A 14847-nucleotide genomic window follows, 5' to 3' on the forward strand; every position below is an offset into this window, starting at 1 on the left:
TTGCCTTCAGACGCCCAGCGCCATGTACGCCTCGCTCACTACCTTCAAACCCTGCGACCTGCCCACCCTGCTGAGCAGTCTGCAGCCGATCGCGGCGTTGCTCGACACCCTGTCGGATGTGGTGTTTTTCATCAAGGACAGCGAGGCTCGCTACGCCTTCGTCAACCAGACCCTGGCCCGGCGCTGCGGCTTCAAACACAGTGACGAGCTGCTCGGGCGCACCGCCGACAGGGTCTTTCCCGAGCGCTTCGGCCCGCTGTACACCGAGCAGGATCGGCGGGTGCTGTCCACCGGCCGCGAACTGGCCGACCAACTCGAACTGCACCTGTATTACGGCAACCAACCGGTCTGGTGCCTGACCCACAAACTCGCGCTGCGCGACCTGCAAGGCCAGATCGTCGGCCTGGCCGGCATCTCCCGCGACCTGCAAGCGCCACAGTCCAGCCATCCGGCGTTCCAGAAACTCGCGGCGGTGGACGCGCATATCCGCAGCCATTTCGCCCGGCCGATCAGCCTCGCCGAACTGACCGCGATCGCCGGGTTTTCTGTGGCGCAACTGGAGCGCCATTGCAAACGAGTGTTCCAGCTCACCCCACGGCAGATGATTCACAAGGCGCGCCTGGAAGAAGGCTCTCGACTGCTGCTGCACACCGACCTGCCCATCACCGAGATCGCCCTGCGCTGCGGTTACACCGATCACAGCGCCTTCAGCCGGCAGTTCCGTGCCTTGACCAGTCTGGCGCCGAGTCAGTATCGCGAAAACCGTCGCTGAACCCCGGCGAGTGTTCCTTTAAGGGGCGCCCGGCGTTCCCATTGCTCCCTTCTGTAACACCGCCTGATACGACCCGGCGAGGCGTTCTTCTCCTACGCCCTATTCCCACAATCGTGTAAGACCTTTAGCTCAAGGCTTGGCGATTAATTCTCGCCTCCGTTCGGAAACAGGCACGCTCATTGCAAATCACATATCGTATACGAAATTCACAATACGATATTCAACAGCACTTTCCGACAACGAGGCCTCTATGAAAAACCCCGCATTTGCCGTAGCCCTCAGCGCTGTTCTCAGTACGTCTTTCATCGCCACCGCCCAGGCCGACAAGCTCGATGACATTATTGGTTCGGGTAAACTGCGTTGCGCCGTCACCCTGGACTTCCCGCCCATGGGTTTTCGCGATGAAGGCAACAACCCGGCCGGTTTCGACGTGGACTACTGCCGCGATCTGGCGAAGATCCTCGGGGTCGACGCCGAAGTGGTTGAAACGCCCTTCCCCGATCGAATTCCGGCGCTGGTCTCCGGGCGAGCGGACGTGATCGTTGCCTCCACGTCCGATACCCTCGAACGGGCCAAGACCGTCGGCCTCACCGTGCCGTACTTCGCCTTCCAGATGGTGGTGCTGACCCGCGACAACACCGGCATCAACAGCTTCGCCGATATCAAGGGCAAAGCCCTGGGCAACACCAGCGGTACCTATGAAGCCATTGCCCTGGAAAAAGATGTGAAGAGCTGGGGCACCGGCACCTTCCGCGCTTATCAGTCGCAGAACGACACGCTGCTGGCGGTCGCCCAAGGTCACATCGACGCTACCGTGGTCACCAACACTGTGGCCGCCGCCACGATCAAGTCGGGCAAATACAAGAACCTGAAAATCGCCGGCAACGCGCCGTACACCATCGACTATGTGTCCCTTGGCGCCAAGCGTAACGAGTATGGCCTGCTCAACTACCTCAACCTGTTCGTCAATCAGCAGGTGCGCAGCGGCCGATACAACGAGCTGTTCACCAAATGGGTCGGCACCGAGATTTCACCCACCGACCTGACCGTGCCTAAGGTCTATTACTGAGGTGTCCGGCATGCCTAGGCCAACCACTCTGACCGGTCGCAGCCTGGTCGCCGGCGCCGCACAAGGCGCCCTGCTGTTTGCCGATGTCGGGTTGAGTTTCTGGGGCGGGGTCGACCCGTACAGCGGCGAGGTCATCGACCGTCACCACCCGCTGAGCGGCGACTACCTGGCCGGCCGGGTGCTGGCCATTCCCAGCGGACGCGGCTCGTGCACCGGTAGCAGTGTGCTGATGGAACTGATCAGCAACGGTCATGCGCCGGCCGCACTGGTGCTGGCCGAACCCGATGAGATCCTGACCCTGGGCGTGCTCGTGGCGCAGACCATTTTCGCGCGTTCCCTGCCGGTGCTGTGCATCGGCCGGGAGGCCTTCGCCGCCTTGCGCGGCAAGGCTTTTGCTCGGATCGAAGCATCAACCGTGACCCTGTTCGAACACCTGCCGGGCGATGCCTGGCAGGCACTCGACAGTCCGTTGCCGACAGCAGAAAAAAGCATCTCGATCGAACTCACCGAACTCGATCAGGCGCTGCTCGACGGCGAGCACGGCAAGGCCGCCCAGGTGGCCATGCAGATCGTCCTGCGCATGGCTGAACTGCAAGGCGCCCGCCATCTGGTGGACGTCACCCAGGCACACATCGACGGCTGCATTTATACCGGGCCTGCGAGCCTGCGCTTCGCCGAACAACTGGTGCAGTGGGGAGCAAACGTACGGGTGCCAACCACCCTCAATTCGATTTCCGTCGACCAGCGCCGTTGGCGCGAGTTGGGCATCGATCCGGCACTGGGCGTGCCGGCCAGTGCTTTGGGCGATGCGTACATGGCGATGGGCGCGCAGCTCAGTTTTACCTGCGCGCCCTACCTGCTCGACAGCGCGCCGAAGGCCGGCGAGCAAATCGTCTGGGCCGAATCCAACGCCGTGGTTTATGCCAATAGCGTGCTCGGCGCACGCACCCTGAAATACCCGGACTACCTGGATATCTGCATCGCCCTAACCGGGCGCGCGCCCCTGATCGGCTGCCATCTGGACGCGCAACGTAAAGCGAGACTGCAAATCGAATTGCCGGTTTTGCTCGAGTTGGACGATGCTTTCTACCCGCTGCTCGGTTACCACATCGGTGCCCTGGCCGGCAGCCGGATTCCGCTGGTGTTGGGGCTGGAACAGAGCAAGCCGAGCCTGGACGATTTGAAAGCCTTCGGTGCCGCTTTCGCCACCACCTCTGCCGCGCCGCTGTTTCATATCGCCGGGGTGACCCCGGAAGCACTCGACCCGACGCAGGTGCTGGAGGCGGATGCCCCTGTGCCGGTGGAAAAAATCCACCTGAAGGATTTGCTGCTCAGTTGGCGCGAACTCAACAGTGCCCGCGACAGTCGGGTGGATGTGGTGTCGCTGGGCAATCCGCATTTCTCTCTCAGCGAATTCGCACAGCTGGCGCGGCTGTGCCGGGGTCGGCACAAACACCCCGAGGTGGTGCTCGCCATCACCTGCGGTCGTGCGGTGCTGGAGCAGGCTCGCGAGGCTGGGCATATCGCCGTAATCGAAGCCTTCGGCGCGACCCTGGTCACTGATACCTGCTGGTGCATGCTCGGCGAGCCGGTGATCCCGCTGGCCGCCAAGACCTTGATGACTAACTCGGGCAAGTACGCCCATTACGCACCCGGTCTGGTGGGCCGCAAGGTGCACTTCGCCAACCTCGCCGAATGTGTCGACGCCGCCTGCAGCGCCACGGCCAGCGGTCGTTTGCCGGCCTGGCTGCAATCGGCCGCCTCACTGGAGAGTCTCGCGCATGTTTGATTACACCTTCCAATGGCGGGTGACCCTGCGCGCCCTGCCGGACATGCTTGCCGGCGCCTGGGTCACCTTCGAGACTGCTGCGCTGTCGATGATCTTCGGCGTGCTGATCGCCTTGGCCCTGACGGTGATGCGCGAAGCCAAACAACCGTTGTTGCGCGGCATCGGTAACGGCTGGGTGTCGATCGCCCGCAACACCCCGTCGCTGTTCCAGATCTACGTCCTCTACTTCGGCCTCGGCTCGCTCGATTTGCATGTCAGCTCATGGTTCGCACTGCTGGCCGGGATCACCTTCAACAACGCAGGTTACCTGGCGGAAAACTTTCGCGGTGGCCTCAAGGCTGTGCCCGGCACGCAAGTGCGCGCCGCGCGCTCGCTGGGCATGAGTGCCTTTGAGGCTTACCGGATGATCATCGTCCCGCAGTTGCTGCGGATCGTGTTCTACCCGTTGAGCAATCAGATGGTCTGGGCGGTGCTGATGACGTCGCTGGGGGTGATCGTTGGGCTGAACAATGACCTCACCGGCGTGACCCAGGATTACAACGTCAAGACGTTTCGCACCTTCGAATATTTCGCCATCGCCGCGGTGCTGTATTACCTGATTGCCAAGGCGATCGTCGGCGTTGCCCGGCTGATGGCCTGGCGACTGTTCCGTTACTGAGGAGGTGACCATGTTGACCACCAGTTTTTCCTGGAATGACCTGCTGTTCTTGCTTGATGGCGCCTGGGTCACTCTGAAACTCACGTTCTGGTCGATCATCCTTGGCTCCTTCGCTGGGCTGCTGTTCGGCTTGCTGCGGGCGCTGCTGCCGCGCGCCAGCCTGCCGCTGGCCTGGGTGCTGGACGTGTTTCGCAGCGTGCCGTTGCTGATCCAGTTTGTGTTGTTCAACTCGCTGAAAAGCATCGTCGGCTTGAACATCAGCGCCTTCAGCGTTGGTTGCATCGTGCTTGGGGTCTACGCCGCCGCGTACTTCACCGAGATCGTGCGCAGCGGCGTGCTTTCGGTGCCCTTCACCGTGCGCCGCGCCAGTCGCTCGCTGGGCCTGAGTTTCCTGCAGGACCTGCGCTGGATCGTCCTGCCGATGGCCACGCGAGTGGCCTTTCCCGGCTGGCTGAACCTGGTTCTTAGCGTGATGAAAGACACCGCGCTGGTGATGTGGATCGGCATCGTCGAACTGCTGCGCGCCTCGCAAACCATCGTGACCCGCATTCAGGAACCGCTGCTGGTGCTGTGCATCGCGGGCCTCATCTACTACGTCATGAGCCTGGTGGTCGCTCGCCTGGGCGCTCGTCTGGAAAGAAGGTGGCAAGAAAATGATTGAGATCGACAACGTGCACAAATCCTTCGGCAACCTCGAAGTGGTCAAGGGCGTCAACCTGACGGTGAACAAGGGCGAGGTGGTGTCGATCATCGGCGGCTCCGGCTCGGGCAAATCGACCCTGCTGATGTGCATCAACGGCCTGGAGCCGATCCAGAAAGGCAACATCCGCGTCGACGGTGTCGAGGTCCACCACAGCGCCACGGACCTCAATCGCCTGCGGCAAAAGATCGGCATCGTCTTCCAGCAATGGAACGCGTTCCCGCACCTGACCGTGCTGGAAAACGTGATGCTGGCGCCACGCAAGGTGCTGGGCAAGAGCAAGTGCGACGCCGAGGAACTGGCGGTGAAACAACTGACCCACGTCGGCTTGGGCGACAAGCTCAAAGCCTTTCCCGGCAAGCTCTCCGGCGGCCAGCAACAACGCATGGCCATCGCCCGCGCCCTGGCCATGTCGCCGGATTACATGCTGTTCGACGAAGCCACTTCGGCCCTCGACCCGCAACTGGTGGGCGAGGTGCTGGACACCATGCGCATGCTCGCCGAAGACGGCATGACCATGGTCCTGGTCACCCACGAAATCCGCTTCGCCCGCGATGTGTCCGACCGCGTGGCGTTCTTTCGCAATGGCCTGGTGCATGAGATCGGCTCGCCGGACCAAGTCATCGGCAACCCGGTCCATGCGGAAACCGCGGCGTTCCTCAAGTCAGTCAAATAGGAGCAGACAATGCGTTCATCGAAAGTGATTCACGTGGTCAGCTGCCACGCCGAAGGCGAAGTCGGCGACGTGATCGTCGGCGGCGTCGCGCCACCGCCCGGGGCCACCGTGTGGGAACAGTCGCGCTGGATTGCCAAAGATCAGACCCTGCGCAACTTCGTCCTTAACGAGCCGCGCGGCGGTGTGTTCCGCCACGTCAACCTGCTGGTGCCGGCCAAGGATCCTCGGGCGCAAATGGCCTGGATCATCATGGAGCCCGCCGACACACCACCGATGTCCGGGTCCAACTCGCTGTGCGTGGTCACCGTGTTGCTCGACAGCGGCATCCTGCCAATGACCGAACCGCAAACCCGGCTGGTACTCGAAGCCCCGGGCGGGCTGATCGAAGCGGTGGCCGACTGCCGTGACGGCAAGGTCGAACGGGTGGAAATCAAGAATGTGCCCTCCTTCGCTGACCGCCTCGACGCCTGGATCGAAGTCGAAGGCATCGGCTCATTACAGGTCGACACCGCGTACGGTGGCGACAGTTTTGTGATCGCCGACGCCAAGCGCCTGGGCTTTTCCATTCGCCCTGATGAGGCCGCTGAACTGGTCGAGGTCGGGCTGAAAATCACCCGCGCCGCTAATGAACAACTGGGCTTCGTCCATCCGCTGAACCCCGAGTGGTCGCACATTTCCTTCTGCCAGATCGCCGCTCCCCTCGTCTATGAAAATGGCATCGCTACCGGCGCCAATGCGGTGGTGATTCAACCCGGCAAGATCGACCGTTCGCCAACCGGCACCGGTTGCTCGGCGCGCATGGCGGTGCTGCAGGCCAAGGGCCTGATGCAGGTCGGCGAACGTTTTATCGGTCGTTCGATCATCGGTTCCGAGTTCCACTGCCGCATCGATTCGCTGACGGAAGTCGCCGGACGCCCGGCAATTTACCCGTGCATTTGCGGCCGGGCCTGGATCACCGGCACCCACCAATTGCTGCTCGATCCGAGCGACCCGTGGCCACAAGGCTATCGACTGTCCGACACCTGGCCTGGGGCCTGAGCACCGCCTACAAACCCTCACTCATATCTCTGACCAACGGCTAGCAAAAAGCCCTCGTGACTGAAAAAAGCACTGGCCGAGTCTTTCTACTTGCAATATCGTATACGAAATACAATTAACGAACCGGAGGCAACAATGAGCAAGCGCATTAACTGGAGTGGCGTCTTCCCCGCGGTGACCACTCAATTCAACGACGACTTCTCCATCAACCTGGAAAAAACCCACCAGGTGATTTCCAACGTGATCCGTGACGGCGTGTCGGGCCTGGTGGTCTGCGGTTCCGTGGGAGAAAACACCTCGCTGACCGCCGAAGAAAAAATCGCCGTGACTGAAGTCGCAGTCGACGCTTCCCGCGGTCGGGTGCCGGTAATCTGCGGTGTGGCCGAATTCACCAGCGTGCAAGCGGCCAAGGTGGCCAATGCCGTGCGCCGCGTCGGCGTTGACGGGGTCATGCTGATGCCTGCGCTGGTCTACGGCTCCAAGCCGTTCGAAACCGCCGAGCACTACCGCTACGTCGCCAAGAATGCCGATGTCCCGCTGATGGTCTACAACAACCCGCCGATCTACAAAAACGACGTTACCCCGGACATCCTGATTTCCCTGGCCGATTGCGACAACGTGGTGTGCTTCAAGGATTCCTCTGGCGACACCCGTCGTTTCATCGACGTGCGCAATGAAGTGGGCGACCGTTTTGTGCTGTTCGCCGGCCTCGATGACGTGGTGCTGGAAAGTATCGCTGTGGGAGCCGAAGGCTGGGTCTCGGGCATGTCCAACGTGTTCCCGAAAGAAGGCGAAACCATCTTCCGCCTGGCCAAGGCCGGTCGCTTCGCAGAAGCCATGCCGATCTACGAATGGCTGATGCCGATCCTGCACCTCGACGCCCGTGCCGACCTGGTGCAGTGCATCAAGCTGTGCGAGGCCATCGCCGGTCGCGGCAGCGCCCTGACCCGTCCGCCACGCTTGGCCCTGCCGGAAGCCGATCGGGTTTTCGTCGAGCAGATCATGGCCAAGGCCCTGGCCAACCGTCCGGAACTGCCAGACGTCGGTCTCTGAGTGTTTGCCGGGCGGGGCCCATGCGGACCCGGCCCGGCTACCTGTTTTTTGCGCCTCGACAGGAGTGATTCATGCCCCAGATCATCGGTCACAACTACATCGGCGGTACGCGCAGTGCCGCCGGCAACATCACCGTGCAAAGCCATGACGCGAACACCGGTGAAGCACTGCCCTACTCGTTCATGCAAGCCACCGTTGAGGAAGTCGACGCCGCTGCCCAGGCCGCGGCTGCCGCCTACCCGGCCTTCCGCCACTTGCCGGCGAGCCGGCGTGCGGAGTTTCTCGAGGCCATCGCCACGCAATTGGAGGCACTGGACGATGAGTTCGTTGCCCTGGTCACGCGCGAGACGGCGCTGCCGACCGGGCGTATTCAGGGTGAGCGCGGTCGCACCAGCGGCCAACTGCGGCTGTTCGCTCAGGTCCTGCGCCGTGGCGATTTTTATGGCGCGCGCATCGACCGCGCCCTGCCCGAACGTCAGCCGCTGCCACGGGTGGACCTGCGTCAGTACCGGATCGGCGTCGGCCCGGTCGCGGTGTTCGGTGCGAGCAATTTCCCGTTGGCATTCTCCACCGCCGGTGGCGACACCGCTGCCGCCCTGGCCGCCGGTTGCCCGGTGGTGTTCAAGGCCCACAGCGGGCATATGGCGACGGCCGAGCGAGTGGCCGATGCGATCATCCGCGCCGCTGAGCAAACCGGTATGCCCAAGGGCGTATTCAACATGATCTATGGTGCGGGTGTCGGCGAAGCGTTGGTCAAGCATCCGGCAATCCAGGCGGTGGGTTTTACCGGATCGCTCAAGGGCGGTCGCGCCCTCTGTGACATGGCTGCCGCACGGCCTCAACCGATCCCGGTGTTCGCCGAAATGAGTAGCATCAATCCGGTACTGGTGTTGCCCGAAGCCCTGCAACGGCGCGGCGATAAAATCGCCAGTGAACTCGCCGCGTCAGTGGTGCTCGGCAGCGGCCAGTTCTGCACCAACCCCGGATTGGTGATCGGCATTCGCTCCCCTGCGTTTAGCGCATTTATTCAATCGCTCAGCGCGGTGATGGCCGACCAGCCGGGGCAAACCATGCTCAACAGCGGCACGCTGGCCAGCTACGGAAAAGGCGTTCAGGCGCTGCGCGCGCATCCGCACATCACCCACCTGGCCGGCCGCGAACAACAGGGCAAGCAGGCCCAACCTCAGCTGTTCAAGGCAGACGTCTGCCTGCTGCTCAACGGCGACCCGCTAGTGCAGGAGGAAGTGTTCGGTCCCTCCACGGTGCTGGTGGAAGTGGCCGACAAGGCCGAACTGCAACGGGCATTGCAGGGTTTGCACGGTCAACTTACGGCCACTCTGATTGCCGATGCCGGGGACCTGCAAACCCATGGCGAACTACTGCCGCTACTCGAACAAAAAGTCGGGCGGGTACTGTTCAACGGCTACCCGACCGGTGTCGAAGTCTGCGATGCGATGGTGCATGGCGGTCCCTACCCGGCCACCTCAGATGCGCGCGGCACTTCGGTCGGCAGCCTGGCCATCGAGCGTTTCCTGCGTCCGGTGTGCTACCAGAACTGCCCGGATGCGCTCTTGCCCGACGCGCTGAAAAACGCCAATCCGTTGGGCGTCGCCCGTCTGGTCGATGGCAACAGCCACCGCGAACCGCTGTAAAACCAGACGGGCGCCACTGGCGCCCGTCTCCCTTCAATCCAGCAGTGACTTCAAGTCGTTGTACAAGGCTTCGGGAATCTGCACGCCTTCCACCAGACTGCGTGCTCGCGCCTCGTAACGCCGTTGCGACGGCAAGCGCGCGCCCTGCCCTTGTATGCTTTGGAACATGACCTCGGCACGGGCCAGGTGCTGCTCGGTAGCCTCTCCGAGAAAGCGTCGCGGATCGAGGGCGATGATCAGCTCGCCGTGGTACGGCGACGACTTGCTGCCGGCGTCATAGGCCAGCGACTCGGCACTGGTCAGATCACCAATCAACGGCCCGGCGATCAACTCCACCATGGCGGCGAGCGCCGAGCCCTTGTGCCCACCAAACGTCAGCATCGCGCCGGTATCGAGTACCACGTTCGCATCGGTACTCGGCTGCCCGTCTGCATCGACGCCCCAGCCTTCGGGAATCGCTTTGCCGGCACGTCGATGCAACTCGATATCGCCACGGGCAATCGCACTGGTGGCGAAGTCGAACACAAACGGATCCTTGCCCGAACGCGGCCAGCCAAACGCAATGGGATTGGTGCCGAACACCGGTTGGCTGCCCCCCGTCGGCGCGACCCAGGCATGGCTGGGATTACACGCCAGCGCGACCAGCCCGGCAGCAGTCAGTTGCTCGATTTCGACCCACAGAGCGGAAAAATGCACACAGCGATTGATCGCCAAGGCCGCCATTCCGTTTGCCCGGGCTTTCTCCTCGAGCATTGGCAGACCCGCCTGAAACGCCAACGGGGAGAAGCCACCCGCCGCATCGACCCGCACGATCGAAGGGGCCTGGTCGATCACCCGTGGCTCGGCATCGGCCATCACCTTGCCAGCCCTGAGCGAATTCACGCACCCCAATACCCGGTACAGACCGTGGGAGGCGCAGCCATCGCGTTCGCCGGCAATCACTGTGGCGGCCACCGCCTGAGCGTGGGCACCGTTGAAACCGTTGTGCAGCAAGATCGATTCGGCCAGCTCGCGAGCTTCGGCCAGGGACAGTCGTTTCATCATCAACTCCTTGGACAGACCGCCCAGACTGGCCCATTCCTCACACCACGGCTTGATCGCTTTAGGCCCGGTCGACGACGAATTCGGCATACCCCCCTTGGCACCGCACTGCTGCAGTCGGCAACCATCTCATCCAGTCGAAGAAATCCGGGGAATGAGCCAGCAAGTCTTCCTGCACATGCTCGCGGGCGAACTAGCGCGCGGCTTCATCCCGTCCCGTCCCGCGCTCCTCCAGCAAGCGCACAAACATGGTCAGACTTTGCGACACCGTCCCCCGGCGCCACACCAACCAGGTGCGCAAATACCGGAACGATTCCGATAGCGGCCAGACGCTCACCGTGGTGCATCCCGGCATGCTGTCGAGCATGCTGCGGGGCATCAGTGCCAGACCTGCACCCGCGCTGACGCACGCCAGCATGCCGTGATAGGACTCCATTTCGAAGATTTTTCCGGGCACTGCTGCGTCCTTGGCGAACCAGCTTTCGAAGTGATGGCGGTAAGAGCAATTGGAGCGGAAGGCATAGATATTTTCGCCATTAACATCCCGCGCGCGATGGATGGGGGAATGGTTGAGCGGTGCGATCACCACCATTTCTTCCTCAAACGCCGGCACGCCTTCCAGTGCCGGGTGCAGTACCGACCCATCGACAAACGCTGCCGCTAATCGTCCCGACAACACACCGTCGATCATGGTCCCCGACGGGCCGGTGGACAGATCCAACTCGACCTTGGCGTGCTTGTGGTTATACGCGGCCAGCAGCTCAGGGATGCGCACCGCAGCGGTGCTCTCCAGTGATCCCAAGGGAAACGCTCCCTGAGGTTCTTCGCCCGCCACCGTCGCGCGAGCCTCCTGGACCAGGTCGAGAATGCGCCGGGCATAGTCCAGGAAACTCCAGCCGGCCGGCGACAGGCGCAGACGGCTCTTCTCACGGATAAACAGGTCCACGCCCAGATCCAGCTCCAGCTGCTTGATCCGCGTCGTCAGGTTGGAAGGCACCCGATGGATGTGCCGAGCCGCCGCGCTGATGCTGCCGTGCTCGGCGACAGCTTTGAAAATTTCGAGTTGAACCAGATCCATGTCATTCTCCAAACGTGAACGATACGTTCAGTATTATTCAGTTTCCAGAAAACAAACACCACCGTAACCTGCGCGCATCCCCACCTCGCAGGACGGTGCCATGACCCACGTTTGCAGCCTCACCCACGCCATTTCGATCAACCCCGCCAACGGCGAGCAGATCGGCCACTACCGTTTCGAATCCGATTCGGCACTGGACGCCGCCCTTGCCCGCGCCGCTGCCGGGTTTCGCGTCTGGCGCAGCAAACCGGTTGATCAACGCTCGCCGTTGTTGATCGCCCTGGCTCAGGCATTGCGCAACAACGTCGCCGCGATGGCGAACATGATCACCCTGGAAATGGGTAAGCCGATCACCCAGGCACGCGGTGAAATTGAAAAGTGTGCGCAGCTCTGCGAGTGGTACGCCGAACACGGCCCGGCGATGCTGAGCGCTGAGCCGACGCAGGTTGAAGGTGCAAAAGCGCGCATTGAATACCGCCCGCTGGGCCCGATTCTCGCAGTGATGCCGTGGAACTTCCCGATCTGGCAGGTCCTGCGCGGCGCCGTTCCAGCGCTGATCGCCGGCAACACCTACGTGCTAAAACATGCACCGAGCGTGATGGGCAGCGCTTATCTGTTGCGGGAAGCCTTCAAGCAAGCCGACTTTCCCGAAGGTGTCTTCGAGGTTATCAATGTCACGCCGGACGGCGTCTCCAAAGCCATTGCTGACTCACGCATCGCAGCGGTGACCCTCACCGGCAGCGTGCGAGCCGGCATGGCCATCGGCGCTCAAGCCGGCGCGGCGCTGAAGAAATGTGTACTGGAACTGGGCGGCTCCGATCCGTTCATCGTGCTCAACGATGCCGATCTCGACGAAGCGGTCAAAGCCGCCGTGATTGGACGCTACCAGAACACCGGGCAAGTTTGCGCGGCGGCCAAACGCTTGATCGTCGAGCAAGGCATCGTCGAGGCATTCACGCGCAAGTTCGTCGACGCCACGCAAAAACTGGTGGTCGGTGATCCACTGGCCGCCGACACCTACATCGGCCCCATGGCCCGCTTTGATCTGCGCGATGAACTGGATCAACAGGTGCGCGACACCCTGGAACAAGGCGCGACGCTGTTGATGGGCGGCAAGAAGGCTGAAGGCGCCGGCAACTTTTACGAGCCCACGGTTTTCGGTGATGTCACCGACCAGATGACCTCATTCAAACAGGAGCTGTTTGGCCCGGTGGCCTCGATCATCACGGCGAGCAATGCAGCGCATGCATTGGCACTGGCGAATGACAGTGAGTTCGGCCTCGCCTCAACCATTTACACACGCAACATTGAGCTTGCCGAACAGATGGCCGGTGAACTGGAAACCGGCGGCGTGTTTATCAATGGCTATTGCGCATCCGACCCACGGGTTACCTTCGGCGGCGTGAAGAAAAGTGGCTTTGGCCGTGAGCTCTCGCATTTTGGTGTGCGTGAGTTCTGCAATGCCCAGACGGTGTGGCTGGACCGGCATTGATTGCATAACGATGCCCCTATCCCACCACGTCAATCAACTGCTCACGCTGCGCCCCCGTCAGCATCGGACCGAAACCTGCACCGGCATTTTCTGCCACGTAACGCGGGTTGCCGGTACCGGGGATCACGCAAGTCACCGCCGAATGCGTCAGCAGGAATTTGAGCGCCAGTTGCGGCCAGCTGTTGACCCCCACTTGCGCGGCCCAACCCGGTAGCGGCTTGCCCTTCAAGCGGGCGAGCAAATCGCCGCCGCCGAAGGGCCGATTGCAGATCACCGCTACGCCCCGCTCGCGACACAGCGGCAGGATGCGTTTCTCGACGCCGCGATCGTCCAGGGCATAGTTGATCTGCAAAAAATCCAACGGTTCAGCCTTGAGTACTGCTTCCACCTCGTCATACGCCGACGCCGTGTAATGGGTGATACCGATGTAACGAATGCGCCCTTCTTCCTTCCATTTGCGCAAGGTCGACAAATGGGTTTTCCAGTCCAGCAGGTTGTGAATCTGCATCAGGTCGATCCGATCGGTCTGCAGCAGTTTGAAGGACTGTTCCATCTGCGCGATGCCTTCCTCACGGCCACGCGTCCACACCTTGGTGGCCAGAAACGCCGGCGAGCGCGGCTCATGAATCGACAGCAGTTCACCGGTCGTCTGTTCGGCGCGACCGTACATCGGCGAACTGTCTATCACCTTCCCGCCCTTCTCGAACAACGCGCGCAGCACAGCAGGCAGCTGTTTGTAGGCGGGGCTTGAAGGCTCGACATCAAAACCGCGATACGTGCCCAACCCGACGATCGGTAAGAGTTCGGCGCTGGATGGAATGGCCCGGGTCAGCATGTTATTGCCTCCTGTTTGCGTCGACAGCGTGTGCCCATCAGTGTGGCTCATGGAATTGTCCGCTATCGATCTACTACACTCTGACAGCGATCAAGCGATAGCCGTCTTCCGGCCAGAGCCGCCAATGCTGCCAATGCCGCCCACTAAAGTTAGCCGAATGTCACGAACTCTGGTGTCCCTCGTCGTCATTGCCGTTTTGTATCTGGCACTCTGCGCTGCGCTGTTCATCTTCCAGCGCGCCCTCATCTACTTCCCGCAACCCCGCGCTGTCGACACCTCGGCAACGCTGCTCACACTGTCGGTCGACGACGCTCAGGTGCTGGTCTCCGTCAGGCCGCACGAGGGGGCCAAAGCATTGATCTATTTCGGTGGAAATGCCGAGGACGTCTCCCGAAGCCTACCTTCGTTTTCCGCAGCCTTTGCCGATCATGCCCTCTACTTGCTGCACTACCGAGGCTACGGCGGCAGTTCCGGATCACCCTCCGAGGAGATGATCTCGCGCGACGCCATAACCTTGTTTGACCGGGTCTACGCCACCCATCCACACATTACGGTGGTCGGTCGCAGCCTGGGGTCGGGCGTCGCCGTGCGCCTCGCCAGCCAACGCCCGGCCGCGCGTCTGGTGCTGATCACGCCCTACAACAGTGTTGTAGAACTCGCCGTCCGGCAGTTCCCCATCTTCCCGGTGAAGTGGTTGCTCAAGGACACCTTTGAATCCTGGAAGTACGCCGCCCACATCACGGTGCCAACGCTCCTGATCGCGGCTGAACACGACGAAGTGATACCGCGTTCCAGCACCGAGCGGCTCTTCATGCATTTCGCCAACGGCGTGGCGTCGCTGAAGGTCATACCGGGTACGGGGCACAACTCGATATCCGAGAGTCCCGAGTACCTCAACGTGTTGGGCGATGGTTTGTAAGTGGCACCCTTAACGATCCCGACGTCACAAAAGGGTAGACAATCCCGGACAGTTTCACACACTCATGCTTGATGG

General features: G+C 61.9%; 14 protein-coding genes. 11 read left to right on the forward strand and 3 right to left on the reverse strand.

All coding sequences use genetic code 11. The annotated features are described in order from the left end of the window. Positions 1–22: 22 nt before the first annotated feature. From ACXPVS_RS06800 to ACXPVS_RS06840, 9 genes are all read left to right on the forward strand, one after another. Positions 23–772: a helix-turn-helix domain-containing protein gene (locus tag ACXPVS_RS06800; protein ID WP_458509303.1), complete on the forward strand. Its 750-nt coding sequence runs from the start codon at positions 23–25 to the stop codon at positions 770–772. Positions 773–1022: 250 nt separating this feature from the next. Then, positions 1023–1841, forward strand: coding sequence for an ABC transporter substrate-binding protein (locus ACXPVS_RS06805; RefSeq protein WP_095132633.1), 819 nt, complete (start codon positions 1023–1025; stop codon positions 1839–1841). 10 nt (positions 1842–1851) lie between these two features. Continuing rightward, positions 1852–3630 carry a cis-3-hydroxy-L-proline dehydratase gene (gene lhpI / locus ACXPVS_RS06810; RefSeq protein WP_458509233.1) on the forward strand — a complete coding sequence of 593 codons (1779 nt, stop codon included), beginning with the start codon at positions 1852–1854 and terminating at the stop codon, positions 3628–3630. Then, positions 3623–4288 carry an amino acid ABC transporter permease gene (locus tag ACXPVS_RS06815; RefSeq protein WP_458509234.1) on the forward strand — a complete coding sequence of 222 codons (666 nt, stop codon included), beginning with the start codon at positions 3623–3625 and terminating at the stop codon, positions 4286–4288. Before lhpI ends, ACXPVS_RS06815 begins: the two co-directional genes overlap by 8 nt. 10 nt (positions 4289–4298) lie before the next feature. Further along, the gene (locus ACXPVS_RS06820) at positions 4299–4949 is read left to right on the forward strand and encodes an amino acid ABC transporter permease (protein WP_008157201.1); all 651 of its coding nucleotides are present in this window, start codon (positions 4299–4301) and stop codon (positions 4947–4949) included. After that, positions 4942–5664 carry an amino acid ABC transporter ATP-binding protein gene (locus ACXPVS_RS06825; RefSeq protein WP_458509235.1) on the forward strand — a complete coding sequence of 241 codons (723 nt, stop codon included), beginning with the start codon at positions 4942–4944 and terminating at the stop codon, positions 5662–5664. Before ACXPVS_RS06820 ends, ACXPVS_RS06825 begins: the two co-directional genes overlap by 8 nt. 9 nt (positions 5665–5673) lie before the next feature. Beyond that, a complete protein-coding gene (locus tag ACXPVS_RS06830) occupies positions 5674–6702 on the forward strand; it encodes a trans-3-hydroxy-L-proline dehydratase (protein WP_458509236.1) in 1029 nt (342 codons plus the stop codon). Positions 6703–6837: 135 nt separating this feature from the next. Beyond that, positions 6838–7755: a dihydrodipicolinate synthase family protein gene (locus ACXPVS_RS06835; protein ID WP_007903713.1), complete on the forward strand. Its 918-nt coding sequence runs from the start codon at positions 6838–6840 to the stop codon at positions 7753–7755. Positions 7756–7826: 71 nt separating this feature from the next. Further along, entirely contained in the window at positions 7827–9407 is a 1581-nt protein-coding gene (locus ACXPVS_RS06840) for an aldehyde dehydrogenase (NADP(+)) (RefSeq protein ID WP_458509237.1), read from the forward strand. A 33-nt stretch (positions 9408–9440) separates the two neighbouring features. On the opposite strand, the gene ACXPVS_RS06845 is transcribed toward ACXPVS_RS06840, so the two are convergent. Both ACXPVS_RS06845 and ptrR read right to left on the reverse strand, forming a co-directional pair. Then, complete coding sequence (locus ACXPVS_RS06845; RefSeq protein WP_458509304.1) at positions 9441–10448, reverse strand: Ldh family oxidoreductase; 1008 nt, start codon at positions 10446–10448, stop codon at positions 9441–9443. 193 nt (positions 10449–10641) lie between these two features. After that, the gene (gene ptrR, locus ACXPVS_RS06850) at positions 10642–11526 is read right to left on the reverse strand and encodes a putrescine utilization regulator PtrR (RefSeq protein ID WP_458509238.1); all 885 of its coding nucleotides are present in this window, start codon (positions 11524–11526) and stop codon (positions 10642–10644) included. A 100-nt stretch (positions 11527–11626) separates the two neighbouring features. Between ptrR and ACXPVS_RS06855 the strand changes: the two genes are divergently transcribed. Further along, on the forward strand, positions 11627–13018 hold the full coding sequence (locus ACXPVS_RS06855) for an aldehyde dehydrogenase family protein (RefSeq protein WP_458509239.1): 1392 nt from the start codon (positions 11627–11629) through the stop codon (positions 13016–13018). A 16-nt stretch (positions 13019–13034) separates the two neighbouring features. Here ACXPVS_RS06855 and ACXPVS_RS06860 read toward each other — a convergent pair whose 3' ends face one another. Next, positions 13035–13853, reverse strand: coding sequence for an aldo/keto reductase (locus ACXPVS_RS06860; protein ID WP_458509305.1), 819 nt, complete (start codon positions 13851–13853; stop codon positions 13035–13037). A 133-nt stretch (positions 13854–13986) separates the two neighbouring features. On the opposite strand from ACXPVS_RS06860, the gene ACXPVS_RS06865 reads away from it, so the two are divergent. Next, positions 13987–14772 (forward strand): alpha/beta hydrolase, encoded by a 786-nt coding sequence (locus ACXPVS_RS06865; RefSeq protein ID WP_458509306.1) that lies wholly within the window; start codon positions 13987–13989, stop codon positions 14770–14772. Positions 14773–14847: the final 75 nt, after the last annotated feature.

This window comes from Pseudomonas sp. Ma2-10 (assembly GCF_054330215.1).

Bases quoted from the DNA above. Each gene is read 5' to 3' on its own strand.
- ACXPVS_RS06800 (WP_458509303.1), top strand. From the start codon at position 23: ATGTACGCCTCGCTCACTACCTTCAAACCCTGCGACCTGCCCACCCTG.
- ACXPVS_RS06805 (WP_095132633.1), top strand. From the start codon at position 1,023: ATGAAAAACCCCGCATTTGCCGTAGCCCTCAGCGCTGTTCTCAGTACG.
- lhpI (WP_458509233.1), top strand. From the start codon at position 1,852: ATGCCTAGGCCAACCACTCTGACCGGTCGCAGCCTGGTCGCCGGCGCC.
- ACXPVS_RS06815 (WP_458509234.1), top strand. From the start codon at position 3,623: ATGTTTGATTACACCTTCCAATGGCGGGTGACCCTGCGCGCCCTGCCG.
- ACXPVS_RS06820 (WP_008157201.1), top strand. From the start codon at position 4,299: ATGTTGACCACCAGTTTTTCCTGGAATGACCTGCTGTTCTTGCTTGAT.
- ACXPVS_RS06825 (WP_458509235.1), top strand. From the start codon at position 4,942: ATGATTGAGATCGACAACGTGCACAAATCCTTCGGCAACCTCGAAGTG.
- ACXPVS_RS06830 (WP_458509236.1), top strand. From the start codon at position 5,674: ATGCGTTCATCGAAAGTGATTCACGTGGTCAGCTGCCACGCCGAAGGC.
- ACXPVS_RS06835 (WP_007903713.1), top strand. From the start codon at position 6,838: ATGAGCAAGCGCATTAACTGGAGTGGCGTCTTCCCCGCGGTGACCACT.
- ACXPVS_RS06840 (WP_458509237.1), top strand. From the start codon at position 7,827: ATGCCCCAGATCATCGGTCACAACTACATCGGCGGTACGCGCAGTGCC.
- ACXPVS_RS06845 (WP_458509304.1), bottom strand. From the start codon at position 10,448: ATGAAACGACTGTCCCTGGCCGAAGCTCGCGAGCTGGCCGAATCGATC.
- ptrR (WP_458509238.1), bottom strand. From the start codon at position 11,526: ATGGATCTGGTTCAACTCGAAATTTTCAAAGCTGTCGCCGAGCACGGC.
- ACXPVS_RS06855 (WP_458509239.1), top strand. From the start codon at position 11,627: ATGACCCACGTTTGCAGCCTCACCCACGCCATTTCGATCAACCCCGCC.
- ACXPVS_RS06860 (WP_458509305.1), bottom strand. From the start codon at position 13,853: ATGCTGACCCGGGCCATTCCATCCAGCGCCGAACTCTTACCGATCGTC.
- ACXPVS_RS06865 (WP_458509306.1), top strand. From the start codon at position 13,987: ATGCCGCCCACTAAAGTTAGCCGAATGTCACGAACTCTGGTGTCCCTC.